We start from the raw sequence: 18,443 nt of genomic DNA on the forward strand, positions 1-18,443 counted from the left end.
CTTAATTCTTCTTTTTCTGTAGTTACAATGAGGGAAATACTTCTTAATATGCATTTTATTTGTATTCAAAGAAAACGTCAACCTTTTATGCAAATCCCTTAATGAAGGGGCTAAAGATCATTCTTCTAAACTATAAAAAAACGATTCTATTTTCTTTGTACACATCATACGTATAAGATACCCCTAATTTACAATAGAGTGAGGTAAAAAAATGAAGATCATTGAACTTGCGGAATTCATTAAAACAAGTAAAAAAACAACTAAACTTGCTCTTTCCTCTTCTACAGTACAGTATACATTAGAAACAGATGATTTGAAAATTGAATTAAAAACAGGCGGCACGAATAAGCGAATCGTGTTTTTTCGCATCTTCTTAAAAAGAACATACAAGGATTGGATTTGTTATCACCGGAATGAACATCATATTTACGAATTATATCAAAATATTCCTTTATCTCCCAAACTGCAAAAGCAGCTATTGTATGCTATTGCATCATAAAAGAGCTGGCTTAGTTAGCCAGCTCTTTTATCGGTATATCTTTTGTTTTATATATACTAAGCACAATGCCAATGAACACCGCATTTGCAATTGTGGGACCCACACCATAACTTATAAATGGCAACCATACACCCATAATTGGGAGGAGATTAAACGACATACCTAAATTATAAAGCAACTGAAATGCATACACGCTTACGCTTCCGGAAACAAGCATTTTTCCAAACGGATCGCGAATCTGTTTAATTAACAGTATCATTTTTACTAATAAAGCACTCAACACTAGCATAATAAAAATTGAAATTCCCCAGCCGTAGGCATAGGTCAAACCTGCATATACAAATTCTGTGTCGATTCCACCTATTCGGTATCCCTCTGATGGATTAGCTTGAGGAAGCCACTCAGCTTGATGGAACAGGCGAGAAAGATGTACAGGGACGTAGCCTGCCCCTGCTGGATCTTTCCCTAGATGCAGCGCAATTGATAGACGACTTAAGTAATAAGAGCTTCCTGAAAGGAGCAGCATAACGGCTATAATTATAAACAGTGTGAGCAGAAACAACAAAGTGATCTTTTTAGCATGTTTACGAGCACTAAATATAAACATAGAAGCGATCATGATGATGTACATCATCACATTAGGAATACTAGTTAAACGCCCGTATAAGACTATGGTTAAAATAAATAGTACTGCTATAATGGGAACGTTACATGACCTACGTTGTAAAATATATCCCCAACCTATTAAATAAAATATTAAAATGAAATTTAAATCTAGGCTAAAAAAAGATAGGTTTACTACGGTTGTACCTTGAACGTTTGGTTGAATCCTTTCTGGCAATATATGCAGATTAAATACTACAAGGAGGAGTGTAGGAGCTATAAATGCTACCCACCCCCACTCTCTCCACTTGCGGTAGTTTTGAAAAGCACATACTGCTGTCAGGGCTAGTCCAATTAATGCAGTAATAAGTTTGGTTTCCATTGATATAGATGAACCTAGCTTAATTGTCAACATTCCTAAGCCTAACGCTGCAACAAATAATGAAACTAAGATCCAATCAATCTTTGTGCGGTATAGCTTTTGAAAGCGTCTGCTTAGTTCCGCTGAACTGCCCATTTGTTCAACAGCTTTTTTTTCAGCTTCTTCTTGAGAAACACCGCGCTGAATAGATTCTCGTTCTAAGTTTTTAATATGGGTATCAAGCTCTTGATACACTGCTTCTTTTGCTTCTTTATGTTTTATTTCTTGAGTAATTGACTGTAAAAATTCTTCTTTTTTCATTGTCCTCCTCCTAATAACCCTTGAAGGACAAAAGCTGATCGTTGACTTCCATTTTCTAAGCTTTTAATTACCTTTTTACCTTTACTATTCAGCTGATAGTATTTCTTCTGATCTTCTTTCCAGCGGCTTGTTACGTATGATTTTTGCTCAAGCTGATGCAGCAGAATGTACACAAACCCTTCTTGTTCATCAAACTCTTGAATTCCTCTACTCCGTAGTTTTTGAACAAGTTCTATTCCATTTTTTTCAACTGACAGAAGCTGTAGCGCTGGCAGTAAAATGTTTTCTTGTTTTATTTGTCGCTTAATAGCTTGCTTGTGCTTGTCAGTAAACTTCAGGTTTTGGAATACAGATTGCTTCATTGAGCCTTTTAGATGACGTAATCTTTCATCCATATTAGCCCTCCTCTATCATTTGTTTTAACAATTCTTTTCCACGCCGTAATCGTGTTTTAATCGTATTAGAATTAATAGATAAAAGCTCAGCTATTTCTTTAATTGTGTATTCTTCGAAATAATGCAGATAAATGAGTTCTCTATACTTTAATGGAAGACTCATTACAGTTTGAACCAATTCTTCAGACTCCTCTTTTTTTACCATTTCTTCTTCGATCATTTCTTTGCTCGATTCAAAAATCGTATGTATATGTTCTGTAAATTGCATTTTTCGCACGTACCAACTTTTTAAATAATCTTTGCAGTGATTAATAGCAATGCGCCATAACCAAGTTTTCAAACTAGATTGCTTAGAATACGTAGGAAGAGAATTATAAAACTTCACAAAAATTTCTTGTGTCAAATCCTCACTAACAGTAGAATTTCGCACGTAAGAATATACAAGCTGCAAGATGGATTGACCATATTCATTCATAGCCTCTTCTAAAAGAATTTCATACTCTTCTTGCTCTACTAATGCAAATAGCAAATCGTTCACTTCACTCACCTCTTTTTCAATACATTAGACGAAGCTCAAGCCAATTAGGTTTTAAATTACTCATTTTTTATCAAAAAAACACCGGAAGCTTTGGGGTCAGTCCCTTGCTCCGGTGCTTTTCTTATTTATGCTGTAGCTTTGTAAACGAATGTTTGTGCGGCTTTGCATGTAATTTTCCCTTTGTCCATTGAATCCCTCTATATAAATAGTACGAGCACCAAAAAACTGCTGGGACGATAAGTAAATATGCGACGATACTATTTGTAAAGAAAGAAGAATCTATGGAACGAAGCAATCGATAGGTCTCATTTAATATACATATATGCACGACATAAATGCCAACTGAATTTTTCCCAACCTTTGAAAAGAATGAGTTTTTACCAAGACTTGGACTGCTCAATACGAATAAAAACAATGATGCCGATAAAAAGATCGTAGAAATAAAATAGTCTCCGGGCTTGCTGTGGTGGATATTAACCAACCAGTAACGCTCGACGATCTCTAGCGCTGAAAACACAAAAAAGCTGGCTAAATAAATCATTGGCCTTACATTTAGTACTGACAGAATTTGCTTGCCATAAAGGGCAAACATAGCTCCTAATACTGTATAGAACAAACCAAAGAACAGGGCATCTCTCGTTTGAAAAGAAAGGGGGAAAAATAAAGAATAAGACTGCCCAAATAACCCAGTTACATATAATACGGTGCTGATAAGCATTAATAAGCCAATCTTTTTCCATCGTTGAAATAAGAAAACGATAACAACAGCCCAAATTAATGCAATCAAATACCAAAGCTGAAATCCACTTGTGTCACTTCCATAATAAAAGATATCTTTAAATGTGATGGATGATGTTAAATAATCCGCTACTGCACCTTTTCGTTCTGCCAATGTTCCGTGGTTTTGAAATAAGCGCAGAACTACACCAAACAATAAATAAAAGATGAACCAACATGCATAAAGCTTTGAAATATTCCACGTGTATTTTTTTAAGTATGCAGAAGGCTTTGGATGTTTTTGAATTTTATTCATAAACAAATAACCTGATACAATAAAGAAAAAAGGAACCGCGAATCGTGCAAATGTGTCAACAATGACATCTAGCACATTTTCCTGGTTCCCTAAAAAGAAATCGTCATGTGATGGATTAACATGGATACAAACCACAAACACTGTAGCAAAAAACTTAATAAAATCAATTGAATAATTACGTTCCATCTTGTTGTCAGCTCCTTAAAATAAACTCGAGCTCTATTTTAGCATAATTATCCAAACGAAAAAGATATTTTGGTAAAATTAACCTTATAGTCATGGAAAAAATTTCTTAACTTCCAATATTCTAGTCTTGTTTACTTGTATGATGTCTTTCAATATTCCAAATAAATGATTCTAAAGAACTACAAAACAAAAAACAGATTACGCGTAACCTGTTTTTTAAATTAACATTTTCCATGCAAACTTATTATCTTGTTTAATATCGACTTCTTTTTCATGCAAAGCTTGCACATGCTGTTTAATTTGTTTGAGAAACAGCATTACTTCCCCGCTTGATACTGCAGCTGAGTTGAGAGATAACGAATGTTTTTTAGCAATTTTTAATTCCTCGGTTTCCACTGAAATACTCACGTGTCGAAATAAGTGCCAAGGGTAGTAAACTGTTTTAAAAGATTTTGAGAAATAAATCCCTTTAGAACAAACGGTAATCCCCTCGGTTTTTTGAAGAGGATATGTATTTAAATGAGCTACAATTTTTTCTTTAGCAGGTAAATAGAGCCTGTTTCGCATCTCTTTTTCAACTTCTTCACATAGTTGTCCTTCTACCGACAACACATCTTTTGGATCAGGGGTTTGATGAATTTGAAAAGATGAACAAATAGAAGTTAATTCTTTTGAGGACACACACGGATATATATAGTCTTGACACATATATTCATGGGAATGAGTGCGAATAAATTTCTTGATTTTTTTTAATAGAGATACTAGCTTTCTAGCTGAGTAATCGTTTTGATTGACTTGAAACTTCTCCACGTCATTAAAACAAATCATTTCTTCTCTTCGAATGGTAATGGATTGAATGTTAGCGAACTCTTCCCATAACATTTTTCCTTTTTTCATCCCTCTGCTTTTCCAGTAAATCCCCTTATTTGTAAAGCAAACTCCCCTTTTATCTAGGCCTGCTATAAAAGAGCTGTGTAAATACGCAATTATTTTTTCTTGGGGCTGAAACTGAAAGTATTTGCTAGCCATTTTTTTGTAGAAACTAGGTATTTGCATTACATAAAATTGACTTTCTCTATAGATTAAGCATAAGTCAGTCAAATAATTAGTTTTCAGCGTCGCCACGCTCTCACTTCCTTTTTGAGTGTAAATAACCGTACCCATTTTTTTCTATTACTTTATAAACGTTTTTTAATGAAAAAAGTTTCAACTTTTTTTGTTTTTTATAAAAAAGCTTTAAATTGAAGCATTCCTTTCATCTAGGAGGTTATCTAATTACTCACTTATTCAATAATCTTATTTTAAACGTTCCCTACTTAATTAAGAAACTAAACCAGATAATAGCAATGCTTACCTGCTTTATCCAAATCATCCATTGTGAAAAAAAACAAACCGCAGCGTTAAAACGCGATGCGGTTTGTTTTTTTAAGCTAAATAAGCTTCTTTTATTTTTTCATTATGAATTAATTCCGGTCCTTTCCCTTGCAGAATAATTTCGCCCGTTTGAATCACATAGCCTCGGTGCGCGATTTGCAGCGCTTGATAAGCGTTTTGTTCAACGAGTAAAATGGTCATTCCGCTTTTATTTAGTTCCATAATGATTTCAAATATCTGTTCTACAATGATAGGAGCAAGCCCCATAGAAGGTTCATCTAGCATAAGCATAGAAGGGTTCATCATAAGCGCTCGCCCGATAGCTAGCATTTGCTGCTCACCGCCGCTCATCGTTCCTCCTTTTTGAGTCAACCTTTCTTTTAACCTTGGAAAATACGTGAATACTCTAGCCATATTTTCTTCTATTACTTTTTTATTAGAAAGTGAGAATGCTCCGATCGTTAAATTTTCTTTTACCGTCATCTTAGGAAAAATCTTTCTTCCTTCTGGTACGTGAGCTATTCCTAGCCGGGCCGTTTGGTGAGGAGGGAATTTCGTGATGTGGGTGCCTTTATACACGATACTACCTGCATTGACAGGAGCTTGACCGCTAATGGACTTTAGTGTGGTAGATTTACCGGCTCCATTGCTTCCGATAAGAGTCACAATTTCTCCTTCTTCTACATCAATCGTTATTCCTTTAAGCGCTTGGATTCCTCCGTAAAAGGTGTCAACTTCAGTTAACTTTAATAGAGTCATGTGCTTTTCTCCTTTCTCTCTATCTCCTCTGCCGCTCCTTTTCCTAAATAGGCTTCGATCACTTTCGGGTGCGTACGGATATGTTCAGCGTTTCCTTCTGCAATTTTTATCCCATGATCTAATACAATAATATGATCAGAAATTTCCATGACGAGCTTCATGTCATGCTCAATTAATAAAATAGTTATTTCCCGGTCTTTTCGTATCGTGTGAATAAGATCCGTCAGCTCTTTTGTTTCACGCGGATTCATACCAGCAGCCGGTTCGTCTAATAATAACAGTGAGGGTCTAGTAGCTAACGCTCTGGCAATTTCGAGTCGGCGCTGCGCTCCATACGATAAGTTATTGGCGACTTCGTTATATAAAGCTTCTAGCCCAACGTATTCTAACAGCTTATACGCTTCTTTTTTAGCTAATTTTTCTGCTCTTCTTGCTCGAGGTAAATTCAACAGCGTTTCAAAAGTGGTTGCTTTCAAATGGTTGTGCATCCCAACTAACACATTTTCTAAAACCGTTATATTACTAAACAACCTGATGTTTTGAAATGTCCGAGAAATCCCTTGTTTTGATACGCTGTGAGGTTTTAGCCCTGTTATGGATTGACCATTTAACATAATATCACCTGAGGTTGGCTGATAAACACCTGTCACCATATTAAAAAACGTGGTCTTTCCAGCGCCGTTTGGTCCTATTACAGCTGTTATTGAATTTTTTTGAATATCCATTGTTACGTCTTGATTGGCAACTAAACCGCCAAAGGTCTTGGTTACATTTTTCACTTCTAAAATAGACAATTTCTTTCACCTCTATAGATTGACGTTTTTCTTAGCCGCTGAAATCACAGGCTGTATTTCTTCTTCAGCTTCTTCTTTCAGCTCTTTCAAATCGAACGTAGGCTGTTTAGCAGGAAGCAACCCCTGAGACCTGTATAGAGCAAATAGAATAAGAAGTCCGCCAAAAATAAATCGCTGCATTTTAGCTGGCGAAAGTGCATCTGGTATAGAGATAACCCCGTTTAAACTCAGTTGATTAAACCAATCAGTGAGCTCCGTTAATACTTGAAGATTAAGAATGGTTACAACCGCCGCTCCAAGTATGACGCCTGGAACGCTCCCCATCCCTCCTAAAATAACCATCACTAAAATCGTAATCGATTCTAACAGGGTGAAGCTGGTTGGATCGACAAACGTTTGCTTAGCGGCAAAAACAACTCCCATCATCCCTGAAAAAGAGGCACCAATAGCAAACGCAAGCAGCTTTGTTCTGACAAGGTGAATTCCCATCGCTTGAGCTGCAATTTCATTTTCACGAACCGCTTTCCACGATCGTCCTACTTTAGAATATTCAAATCGCCGTACAATAAAAATAACCGCAGCTAAGATGACTAATACTACATAATAAAACTGACTTGGATATACTAAGTTAATCCCAAAAATAGAAGGCGGCGTCACGGAGGACAGCCCCATTGCCCCGTTTGTAATATTGATTGGTTTATCCAAATTGTTAAACACAATTCGAATAATTTCCCCGAATCCAAGCGTAACGATAGCTAGATAGTCTCCTTTTACGCGCAGCACAGGTATGCCAAGCAAAACTCCAAATAAAGCGGCTATTAGGCACCCTGCAATAATAAAAAACCAAAAGCTTTCTCCTGATAATGGGTACGTACCAAAAGGCATAAAATTAGCAGCTTGATTGGTCGCGAAAATTCCATACGTGTAAGCCCCAACTGCAAAGAAAGCAACAAATCCCAAATCCAATAATCCGGCCAATCCGACTACAATGTTCAACCCAAGTGCCATAGCAACATAAATGCCTACTAGTGTAGATACTTCCATATATGATTCATAAGCAGGGCCTTGGCTAGCTGAAAAAGGAAGCAGCACAATTAAAATGACCCCTGCTATTAGCCATTTTAATTTAGTAGAAAGAGACATAAAGTACAGAAGTAATAATGAAAATAAAAGAAGTAAAAATGCGACGACGGACTTTTGGGCAAGCATTAAACTACCGCTTGTTGCAATTACATATATAAAAAATAAAATGATTTGCGCCTTTTTGTTTCCTTCAAACCTACTCATTAATTTTTTCATCGTCATCACCTACACTTTTTCTGTAACGGCTTTTCCAAATAAGCCTTCTGGTTTAAAAATTAACACCAAAATCAAAATGGCAAATGCAAATACATCTTTATACTCTGCTCCTAAAACATTGCCGGTAATTGTTGATAAATTCGCAGCTGCAAACATTTCAAGAATGCCGAGCATTAGGCCTCCAAACATTGCGCCTCGTATATTGCCTATACCTCCTAAAACAGCTGCTGTAAAAGCCTTTAATCCCAATATGAACCCAATGTAAGGATCAATTGTTCCGTAATGAAGCGCAAATAACACACCGGTCGCGCCTCCTAGAGCCGAACCAATAAAGAAAGTAAGAGAAATAACTTTGTTTACATTAATGGACATTAATGAAGCTGTATCAGGATCTTGAGCTACAGCTCTCATTGCCATTCCCCATTTGGTCCGATTGACGAAAATTTCAAGTCCGATCATTAAGCAAAAAGCAACAAGTAACACTACTATAAACGTTACTTTAAATGTAGCATCATCAAATGATGATGAAAGAGAAGAAGCACTAACCGATACTTTTCCTGAAAATAAAGCAGGGGTATTAACAATATAGTTACCATTCTTAAGTTCCGTAATGAAGCGCACAAAATCCTGTAATAGAAACGACATTCCGATAGCTGTAATAAGTGTAATTAGTTTAGAAGACTTGCGCAGGGGGCGGTAAGCTACTCTTTCAATTCCCATACCAAGAAACCCAGTCGCAACGCTCGTAATAAGGAGAACTAAAATTAACGTCACAACAGCTGGAAAAGCTGCAATCCAACCTACGCCTGTTAACGCTATTAAAATAGCGGTTCCGATAAAGGCGCCTGACATAAAAATTTCGCCGTGTGCAAAATTGATGAGTTCTAAAATGCCATATACCATCGTATAACCTAGGGCAATAATTGCATATACAGCTCCTAATGTTAGTCCGTCAATTAACACTTGCGGCAGCGTTTGTATAATATGAGCAAACATATAACCTCGTCCCTTTCGTCCTATAAAATCGATTTTAAGAAAAGAAAGGTACGGAACATCCATACCTTTCTTTTCTAAGGTTTACTGTGAGATTTCTCCTTCTAATTTAGCTGGGTACGAAGGAGCGTCAAACTTATAGATGAAGATTTTAGCGTATTTATTGTCTCCTTTCTCATCAAATCCTACCTGTGTAAGTTCTCCTTTGTATTCTTTAATACCGCGTACGGCGTCACGTACTGCTTCATGAGAAGGAAGCTTTTTATCATTGTCTTCAATTGCTTTTTGAATACCTTGAAGCATAACTTTCATGGAATCATACCCGTATACAGAATATGACTCTACTTTTTTATTGAATTTCTTCTCATAATCTTTAGCAAATTGCGTCTTGGAAGCATCGCCTGCTACTGACGTAAGATACGTATCTTTTACAGCATCTCCAGCAATATCAACCAAAGTTGATGAGTCTAAGCCATCCCCTCCCATAAACTTAGCGGTAATTCCTTTGTCACGAGCTTGTTTAATTAAAAGTCCGCCTTCTGCATAAAGACCACCAAAATAAACGAGATCCGGCTTTTCTTTAGAGACTTGATTTAACACGCCGTTAAAATCTTTTTCTCCAACCGTAATTCCTTCAAATCCAACAATTTTTGCTCCTTCTTTTTCAGCTGCTGTTTTAAAAGCATCTGCAAGCCCTTGTCCGTAAGCAGTTTTATCTTGAATGACAAAAATATTTTTTGCTTTCAACTCTTTAACAGCATATTCAGCTCCTGCAGGTCCTTGGAAGTCATCGCGCGCTACAATGCGGTTAACCGTTTTTAACTTTCGATCTGTTACGTCCGTTGCTGTACTTGCAGGAGAAATCATTGGAATTGAATATTTCTCATACGTTTCAGATGAAGGAATGGTAACCCCTGAATTTAAATGTCCTATCACTCCATAGACGGCTTTATCGGATCCAATTAACTGAGCGTTCGCTACGCCTTTTTTAGGATCGCCCTGATCGTCATACGGTACAAGCTGAAGTTTATATCCTAATTTTTCAAACGTGTCTTTTTCTTCATCAAGAGCTAGCTGAGCTCCCAGTTTGATCGCTTCACCCAACGTCGCACTACCTCCTGACAAAGGGCTTTGCGTAGCAATTTTAATAACATTGCTGCCTTTATCTTCTCCTGATGTACTGTTGCTCCCACAGCCAGCTACAAATCCTACCGATAAGACCGTTGTTGCTAAAATAGATAACATTTTTTTACTTAGCATGTAGTAATCGTTATAAAACGCTTAATAGCGGCTAGTCTTTTATAACGATTTTCCCTCCCTTTGTTCGCGTCTAGAACGCTTTTTATCTTTGCAACAAATGTCATTTCTGAAAACGGTGAAACAGCTTGCTGTTTATGTACATCTTTTTTCACATCCTTTCATAATAGATTCACTCTCATATATAAAGAGACACTAATAAAAGTAAAAATATAGTTATTTTTTACTATTATAAAAGGATAAACAGCAGTATTTCACCAAACTTGTCAGTAATAATGACACGTATTTTTATAATTTTCTAAATTTTATAAAAATAATTTTAATTATATTCACTTGTTTTTTGTGATATACTTTTTGGCTATATATATAACAAAAAAGCATGTCACCCTAAGGAAACATGCCGTGTAACTATTCAACCTAAAAAAAGGTGCATATTATGCACCTTTTATATGACCCTTTGTTTTCTCTTTCTCCCTAAGTTTAACTATTATTTCGTAATGCCTGTGATCCCTCTTCCCCTGTTCGGATCTTAATCGCATTTTTTAATTCATAGATAAATATTTTCCCATCTCCGGGCTGACCTGTATTTAGTACTTTTCTTGCTTTATCAACAACGTCAGATACTGGAACTTCGCATACCACAATTTCTACTTTAATTCGTGCGTGCATATTGTCTTGTTTTTTAACGCCTCTATAAAGTTCCGTAATGCCTTTTTGCAACCCGCACCCCAGCGCATCCGTAACTGTAATACCGCTAACGCCAATTTTTGCCAGTTCTTGCTTAAGCTCTTCAAACTTTGAAGGGCGTGTAATAATTTCAATTTTTGTTAAAACATCACTCACTGTGCCCACCCCTTTTACATATTCGATTCGTGATACGCTCTTTCACCGTGCAGCGTAATATCAAGCCCAAGCGTTTCTTCTTCTTGTGTCGCACGCAGAGATACAATTAATCCAACCACTTTAACAATAATGAAGGTAGCAATACCGACAAATAGATACGTTGCTACGATAGCCACCAGTTGTTTCCAAAGCAGACTTGGATCTCCGTAGAATAAACCATTCGCACCGGCGTCATTTACAGACGTTGTGGCAAATAAACCTGTTGCGATACCTCCCCATGTTCCCCCAATACCATGAAGACCAAATGCATCTAACGCATCGTCGTAACCGATTTTCTTTTTAAGTGAGAAGATACCCCAGAAACAAACGGCTCCGCCGATAAAACCAATTACAATAGAAGCAAACGGTGTAACAAATCCACAAGCTGGTGTAATAGCTACAAGTCCAGCAATCGCTCCTGAAACGGCTCCAAGCAGCGTAGGTTTTTTATTGATAATCCACTCTACTACAAGCCAGCCGATAATTCCTGTTGCTGCCGCTGTATTCGTGTTAATGAAAGCCGTCATTGCAACGCTGTTAATTGTTAAAGAACTTCCAACGTTAAAACCAAACCACCCGAACCAAATCAGCATTCCGCCTAAAAGAGTTAGCGGTAAATTGTGAGGTGCTGCGGCATCGGCATTTTTTCGTTTTCCAACAACAAGAGCTAGAATTAATCCTGCTACACCTGACGAAATGTGAACGACGTTTCCTCCGGCAAAGTCGATTGCTCCTAGTTCACGAAGCCATCCGCCAACTCCCCAAACCCAGTGTGCAACGGGTGCATATACAAATAATGACCATAGGATAGCAAATAAGATAAATGCTGAAAACTTCATGCGCTCTGCAAAAGCACCGGAGATAATAGCTACTGTTAACACAGCAAATGTTAGCTGAAACATCATAAACATGTTATGCGGGATCGTAGCACTGTAGTCCCCGTTTGGAGTAAACCCGACTCCTTTTAATCCTACCCAGTCCAAGTTACCAATAAAAGCATTGCCACCGGTCGAAAATGCTAGAGAATAGCCAGCTACTATCCAAAGAACAGATATGACTGCTAATGAACCTACGCTATACATCGCGGTACTTAACATGTTTTTACTTCGAACCATGCCTCCGTAAAACAATGCAATAGCTGGTGTCATAATCCAAACCAATAATGCTGAAAAAAACATAAATACTGAATCGCCCATTTGCATGATGATTTCCCCCTTAAGTACGAATAAATAACCCCTAAATTCAATGTTAGATTATATAACATCTTTTGTTATGTTTACTATCATATTTGATTTGTATGTATTTAGCAACTACTTTTTGCAAATTTTTTCAGAAAACTTTTGTTTTTTTATACACTTTTCTTTTTGTTATTTATTCTCCTATGTACACATAAACTGAAATATTTGTTATATGTGTTAGAATTTCTAACACAAAAAAATCCTCTTCTTGGAGTAGAAGAGGATTTTTCTTTACAAATACATATATACTCCTGGTCCTAGAGGAATACCGAATACAGCAAAAACAATCAACATTATAATCCAAATTCCTAAGAAGGCTAAAGTATAAGGGAGCATAAGTGAAATGATGGTTCCAAGCCCTGCTTTCGGCTCGTATTCTTTCATAAAGGCTAAAATGACAATCATGTATGGATTTAAAGGAGTGATTACATTCGTAGACGAATCCGCTATTCGGTAAGCTGCTTGAATAAATCCAGGGTTGTAGCCTAACAGCATGAACAATGGAATAAAAATAGGTGCTTCTAGTGCCCATTGAGCGGAGCCGCTAAAAATAAGAAGGCTTAGAACAACAGTTAAAAATACAAAACCAACCACAACTGGAAGTCCAGTTAGATTTAGTGCTTTTAATGCATCCGCTCCTTCTACTGCAATCCACGTTCCAATATTAGTCCAATTAAAGTAAGCGATAAATTGAGCAGCCGCAAAAATAAGGACAATATAGCTAGCCATATCTTTCATCGAATCAGTCATATAAGCAGGTACATCTCTAGAACTTTTGATTTTCCCTACTGTTATTCCGTAAACAGAGCCAACTACCACAAAAAACAGCAGCGTAATCGGAATGATACCATCTAAAAAAGGAGATGGAACAATTCCACCGTCTTCATTTCGTAGAGGAGAGTTGGGCCAAAATAAGAAAACAGCTAGTACAACGACATAAATACATGTAGCAACGATACTGTTTTTTAATCCTTTTGCTTCTGCCTCACTAATTTCACCAAAATCATTGCGTTTTTTCCCTTTATAATTGCCCAGCCTAGGTTCTACAATCTTTTCGGTGACGACCGCCCCTATAACGGTCAAAACAAATACAGAAGCCGCCATGAAGTACCAGTTTGCTGCAGGACTGACAGCAGCGCTTGGGTCAATTGTTTTGGCAGCTTCAGTCGAAATGCCTGATAACAATCCGTCGGTTCCAGATATAATAAGATTCGCTGTAAAGCCTGATCCCACCCCAGCAAATCCTGCTGCTAATCCAGCAAGCGGGTGCCTTCCTACTGTATAAAAAATCATTGCGGCAAGCGGAGGCACGATGACAAAAGCAGCATCTGCCGCTAAGTTGGCCATAATCCCTGTAAATATGATGGCGTATGTAATAAGAGCTTTTGGAGCATTTAAAATCGTTTTTTTTATGGCCACTTCAAGCAGACCTACTTTTTCTGCAAGTCCGACTCCAAGCATCATAGCAAGTACAAGTCCTAGGGGCTTAAATTCAGTGAAATTGGTCAGCATCGATGTTAAGATATACTGAATGCCTTCATGCGACAACAAACTTTTAATTGGAAGAGTTTTATTAGTACCAGGATGGACCACCGTTACTCCCATACTATTAATAGCAACAGATGCTACTACGATAATAAGCGCTAGGCATACAAACAAAATAAAAGGATCAGGTAGTTTGTTTCCGAACACTTCTACTCTTCCTAATAGTTTGTCTAGAAAGGTTGTTGGGTGTGATTTTTGCTCTGTTTGCAAATTAGGTTGTGCCATGCTTTCTCTCCTTTTTCTTTTAGATTCTTTCCTTTTAATTACCAAAACACTATTAGTACATAATAATCTGAATATTTATATTATTCAAGTATTATTTTTAAGGGCTTTTTATTTATCTATTAAAACTAATAGCATTTAGATAAATAGAAAGGCAGAAGATATCTTTTTAATCGACAACAAAAAGCTCTCCGTTTGAAGAGAGCTTTTTGTTATTTCGCTATACTAGACGGAGCAGACTCTTTTCCTGACTCATTAACAGCTGTTACATAGTAACGAGACTGAGATGCGTCGGAATCAGCAAAGCTTTTTCGCTCAAATTCCGAAACGCTGCCAATATGGACAAATGTTCCGCCTGGTTTCTTTTTATAAATTCGATAACCGATAATATTGCCTTCTCGTACCGCGTACCACGTAAGCAAATTACCGCTCATCTTTACATTTGTAGGAGGTTGCGGGGCAGTTGCTTCACGCTCCAATTCTTTTGCTTGGTCAGCTTTTAGTTCTGTATAGACAACTAACCTCTCTTGATGGGTTCCTTCCCCACGGTCAAACGTGCCTGTGCACGTAATCAGATTTAAATTACGTTTGTTGCTGTACCCAAAAATTTCGTTTAGAGGTGCCTTATCTCGCGGATAGCTTTTTATACGTTTAACAACAAAAGTAAGCGTGGTCCCCTGTGCATCTCTTACGGTAATTTCATCGTCTTTTTTTAAGTTTTTTAGATTGTAAAAGACGGCAGGGCCGGTTTTACTGTCTACGTGTCCTGCTAATACAGCATTTCCTTTTACGCCAGGTTTAGCTCCTGGTTCAAACCAAGCAACTCCATTTTCTGTAGATGGTGCTGCCATTTCACCGTTATCTAACAATCCTACTTCTTCAATTGAAGCCTCCACACCAATAGCAGGAATGGACACTTTTTCAGGGATGATTCCTTTGAATTCTTTGTTTAACTGTTTAGCTTCTGTTTTATGTTTTTTTAATACAGCAAATTCTTCTTCAAGCGTTACCCGGCTTTTTAGATCCTTTGATTGTGCTTCTTTCTCTTGTTGCTTAGCTGCAGCCTGTTGCTTTGTTTCTTTTGCTTCTACCATTTGTTCTTTAAAATATAGTCCGCCGCTAACAAGCAGGACTAAACTTAATATACAATAGGCGAAAACAATCGCTTTTTTCACATCGTCACCTCATTTCACAGCTGTTTATAAAAAAGAAGAGAGAACAACCTCTCTTCTTTTTTTCAGGACTCTTGACTTGTAATCGATAGGGAAAAGGAGAAAAAATATTATTTGCTTACTGGTTTCTTGCGTAAAATAACTCCAGCTGTTAATACGGCTAATGAACCTAGTGCAATATAGATCGCTGTTAGTGGGTTCATCGTTGATTCAGATGCCCCGCCCATACCTGTTTTCGGCATATCTGTTGGCATAGCTGTTTCAGCAAACTTATCGGGGTTTTGTTTTACAATCGCTTCACCTAGAGCTTGGCCAACACCAAACATTAATTTATACCCTTCACGATACGTATCATAACTTCCAGCGTAGTCACCGGATGCATATTGCTCAAATGTTTTAATAACTGTATCTTCATGTGCTTTTATAGCTGCCTGTGCGTCTGCAGTTGGAAGGTTTCCATCTGTTGCTGTTCCTAAGAATGTACCAAATTCTTGCGCGAATTTATGGAGCTTATCTTTTGCAGCTTTTTCTCCTGCTTCATCACCTTTTACTTGTGCACTTACTAATTCAGCTTGGGCATTGATGTGATCTCCTTGCCAAATTTTTTCGAATTGTGCAGCTCCTTCATCGCCGTATACTGAGCCGATTGCAGCTTTAAAATCTGCTGTGTTAGCATTTTCTAGCCAGCTGACGTAGTCGTAATCTTTTGAACCGTTAAACCCTTTTTCCATTCCCATTGTTGCTAACGCAAAATGTTCTGCTGCTAAGCTGTTTAATGAAGACCGTAAATCTGCTGCTGGTGTATCTACTTTGGTATTGTCAAATTTATCAGGCATCTGCGTTACAATTGCATTTGATAACGCTTTACTAATGGCAAACATTTGCTGATATCCTTCGCGGTATGTCTTCGCGGCTGCCTCATAGTCACCTTCTACATAATCTTCAAACGTTTCTTTTACTTGATCTTCGTGCACGCGAAGCGCTTCTTTCGCAGCATCTTCAGGTAGTTTACCTTCCGTAGCAGTGCTTAGAAATTTAGCAAATTCATTCACGAATTGATCTACTTCTTTATCTACTTCCGCCATGGCTTCTTTGTCGTTTTCTTTTGTTGCTTTTACAAAATCATCTGTGTAATTGTTGTGTTCTCTAAAAATCCGTTCAAACTCAGCCGCTCCTTTATCACCATAGATAGAAGCAATAGCTGGTTCCATGTCGACGGCATTTTGATCGAGTGCTTTGAACGCAGCGTCAGCATCTTTAGAACCGTCATAGGCTGTTGTCATAGCGGCAACGGCAAGCGTAAAGTGTTCAGATAATAAGTAGTCTAAGTTCGCTCGTAGATCTGAAGATTTTGTTACTGCCGTTGGTTTTGCTTCCTCTGCATTTGCAATAGTCGGCATCAATAGTGAAGCTCCTAGTACAGGGATCATTAATTTTTTACTTAATTTCATCATTTTCCACTCTCCTCATTTTTAGTTGATATACGCCACTTTTTTCATTCTTACTACATCTTAAACCATTAAATAGATTGAAGATTTTGAATATTCTATATATTAAACCTTCATGTTCCCTCACATTTAATGATTCTTTTTAGGAAGTATTCTCTTTCTATCTACTAAACGATTGCTGAGTGACGTTGGATCACTTTTTTTAAAAAGTTTTTACCCGCCTTTTTTCAAGAATTCCTTCCTTTTATACTTACCTAACGATCACCTTATTCTGTTGGATCACTTTTTAAAAAATTATTTTAAATTCAAAAGAAAAAGAAAGGTTTCTATAGGAAACCTTTCTTTTTCTCTTTACTTATTTAAAAAATTCCACATCACGTCGTTTACTTCTTGAGGCTTTTCATGCTGAGGAGCATGAGATGCTTCAGCCAATCGATGAACAGATATGTTTGGCACATATTCTTCAATGCCATCTAAGTTTTCAGGCATAAACGTAGGATCTTGATTTCCCCAAATAATCTGTACAGGGATGTTTAACACTTCCTCTTCTAACGGAAACAAAGATTTTCTTTGAAGATCTTCTTCCGTGAAGATTTTTAAATTGCGGTAATAACTTAGCATTGACAGCACAGAGCCATTTTCCCAAGAGTTCATGTATGCTTGAACATCATCAGCTGTTAGATATCCTTTTTTTACACCTGGGTCGATCACAAGCTTACGCAAACCGGAGAAGTTGTCTCGTTCCATATAGTCCTGTGCTTCTTGTTTTTGAAACCATTTCATATACTCACTTGCTTTTTGCTGATTTTTATTTGTTCTAAGCTCACGCATAAATGTATAAGGATGCGGACCGTTAAAAGCAATTAATTTTTGTACATATTCCGGGTAGCGATAAGCAAATGTCCACCCAATTCCTGCTCCCCAGTCGTGTACAACTAGCGTGCAGGAGCTATATCCTAAACCTTCAATCACTTGGCGAATATCTTCTACTAATACATCAATCTCGTATGATTCTAGTCCGCTTGGCTTTTCAGATAAGTTATATCCTCTTAAATCCAAAGCAACTGTGTGAAAATCATTAGAAAATTCTTCTATCTGATGTCGCCAAATATGCGAAAAGTCAGGAAAGCCATGAAGAAATAGCATAAGCTCTCCCTGCCCCTTGCTTATGTAGTGCAAATTAACGCCATTTACATTTATATACTGTTTACTCATTGTTCATTTCCTCCTTTATAAGTAGCTGTAGAGCAGTATAACGCTGTAAAAAATGAACGTCAATTCATTTGCTTCGTTCACTTCTTTTTATCTCCTTTTATGAATATAGTTAATTATTTAGAGTGGATCTTTTTGAAGGAGTGGTTAACGATGGCTTATATCTATTCCAAGGGCTGGTTTGTTCAACAGTTAAAAGCGGCCAATATCTCTAAAATCGATGGAAGAAAGCTAGAAAGTTACAAAACCTATATTCTTCGTAATTTATATGCTGAGCTTATAGAACAAGGTAAAATCAACTGCTAGAAAGAT

Annotated in this window: 18 protein-coding genes; 2 read left to right on the top strand and 16 right to left on the bottom strand. The window is 37.3% G+C overall.

Annotation, left to right across the window (positions count from 1 at the left end; all coding sequences use genetic code 11):
* Positions 1-211 precede the first annotated feature (211 nt).
* Positions 212-499 carry a hypothetical protein gene (locus U9R83_RS14665; protein WP_014459530.1) on the top strand — a complete coding sequence of 96 codons (288 nt, stop codon included), beginning with the start codon at positions 212-214 and terminating at the stop codon, positions 497-499.
* Between the two features lie 10 nt (positions 500-509).
* Here U9R83_RS14665 and U9R83_RS14670 read toward each other — a convergent pair whose 3' ends face one another.
* The 16 genes from U9R83_RS14670 to U9R83_RS14745 form a co-directional block, all read right to left on the bottom strand.
* Entirely contained in the window at positions 510-1,784 is a 1,275-nt protein-coding gene (locus U9R83_RS14670) for an FtsW/RodA/SpoVE family cell cycle protein (protein WP_226555322.1), read from the bottom strand.
* On the bottom strand, positions 1,781-2,179 hold the full coding sequence (locus U9R83_RS14675) for a PadR family transcriptional regulator (RefSeq protein WP_243549455.1): 399 nt from the start codon (positions 2,177-2,179) through the stop codon (positions 1,781-1,783). Before U9R83_RS14675 ends, U9R83_RS14670 begins: the two co-directional genes overlap by 4 nt.
* Before the next feature lies 1 nt (position 2,180).
* Positions 2,181-2,717 carry a sigma-70 family RNA polymerase sigma factor gene (locus U9R83_RS14680; protein WP_102813042.1) on the bottom strand — a complete coding sequence of 179 codons (537 nt, stop codon included), beginning with the start codon at positions 2,715-2,717 and terminating at the stop codon, positions 2,181-2,183.
* Positions 2,718-2,838: 121 nt separating this feature from the next.
* Entirely contained in the window at positions 2,839-3,936 is a 1,098-nt protein-coding gene (locus U9R83_RS14685; RefSeq protein WP_243549457.1) for an acyltransferase, read from the bottom strand.
* A gap of 216 nt (positions 3,937-4,152) precedes the next feature.
* Positions 4,153-4,833 (bottom strand): hypothetical protein, encoded by a 681-nt coding sequence (locus U9R83_RS14690; protein ID WP_223260186.1) that lies wholly within the window; start codon positions 4,831-4,833, stop codon positions 4,153-4,155.
* Positions 4,834-5,361: 528 nt separating this feature from the next.
* Positions 5,362-6,069, bottom strand: a complete 708-nt coding sequence (locus U9R83_RS14695; RefSeq protein ID WP_042992066.1) for an ABC transporter ATP-binding protein — start codon at positions 6,067-6,069, stop codon at positions 5,362-5,364.
* Entirely contained in the window at positions 6,066-6,863 is a 798-nt protein-coding gene (locus U9R83_RS14700; RefSeq protein ID WP_243549460.1) for an ABC transporter ATP-binding protein, read from the bottom strand. Before U9R83_RS14700 ends, U9R83_RS14695 begins: the two co-directional genes overlap by 4 nt.
* 12 nt (positions 6,864-6,875) lie before the next feature.
* Positions 6,876-8,162: a branched-chain amino acid ABC transporter permease gene (locus U9R83_RS14705; protein ID WP_243549462.1), complete on the bottom strand. Its 1,287-nt coding sequence runs from the start codon at positions 8,160-8,162 to the stop codon at positions 6,876-6,878.
* Positions 8,163-8,171: 9 nt separating this feature from the next.
* A complete protein-coding gene (locus U9R83_RS14710; protein ID WP_209366877.1) occupies positions 8,172-9,158 on the bottom strand; it encodes a branched-chain amino acid ABC transporter permease in 987 nt (328 codons plus the stop codon).
* 81 nt (positions 9,159-9,239) lie between these two features.
* Complete coding sequence (locus U9R83_RS14715) at positions 9,240-10,415, bottom strand: branched-chain amino acid ABC transporter substrate-binding protein (RefSeq protein WP_014459526.1); 1,176 nt, start codon at positions 10,413-10,415, stop codon at positions 9,240-9,242.
* 477 nt (positions 10,416-10,892) lie between these two features.
* Complete coding sequence (locus U9R83_RS14720; protein ID WP_013057611.1) at positions 10,893-11,255, bottom strand: P-II family nitrogen regulator; 363 nt, start codon at positions 11,253-11,255, stop codon at positions 10,893-10,895.
* 14 nt (positions 11,256-11,269) lie between these two features.
* The gene (locus U9R83_RS14725; protein WP_013057612.1) at positions 11,270-12,496 is read right to left on the bottom strand and encodes an ammonium transporter; all 1,227 of its coding nucleotides are present in this window, start codon (positions 12,494-12,496) and stop codon (positions 11,270-11,272) included.
* A 267-nt stretch (positions 12,497-12,763) separates the two neighbouring features.
* Complete coding sequence (locus U9R83_RS14730) at positions 12,764-14,302, bottom strand: AbgT family transporter (RefSeq protein ID WP_217027449.1); 1,539 nt, start codon at positions 14,300-14,302, stop codon at positions 12,764-12,766.
* Positions 14,303-14,511: 209 nt separating this feature from the next.
* A complete protein-coding gene (locus U9R83_RS14735; RefSeq protein ID WP_182421508.1) occupies positions 14,512-15,474 on the bottom strand; it encodes a class F sortase in 963 nt (320 codons plus the stop codon).
* Between the two features lie 107 nt (positions 15,475-15,581).
* Positions 15,582-16,925 (bottom strand): copper amine oxidase, encoded by a 1,344-nt coding sequence (locus tag U9R83_RS14740; protein ID WP_243549464.1) that lies wholly within the window; start codon positions 16,923-16,925, stop codon positions 15,582-15,584.
* A 345-nt stretch (positions 16,926-17,270) separates the two neighbouring features.
* Complete coding sequence (locus tag U9R83_RS14745) at positions 17,271-18,134, bottom strand: alpha/beta fold hydrolase (RefSeq protein ID WP_115654238.1); 864 nt, start codon at positions 18,132-18,134, stop codon at positions 17,271-17,273.
* A gap of 150 nt (positions 18,135-18,284) precedes the next feature.
* On the opposite strand from U9R83_RS14745, the gene U9R83_RS14750 reads away from it, so the two are divergent.
* On the top strand, positions 18,285-18,437 hold the full coding sequence (locus tag U9R83_RS14750) for a YflJ family protein (RefSeq protein WP_014459520.1): 153 nt from the start codon (positions 18,285-18,287) through the stop codon (positions 18,435-18,437).
* The last annotated feature ends 6 nt before the right edge of the window (positions 18,438-18,443 follow it).

The organism is Priestia sp. LL-8, from assembly GCF_036227845.1.
Taxonomy (GTDB): domain Bacteria; phylum Bacillota; class Bacilli; order Bacillales; family Bacillaceae_H; genus Priestia; species Priestia zanthoxyli.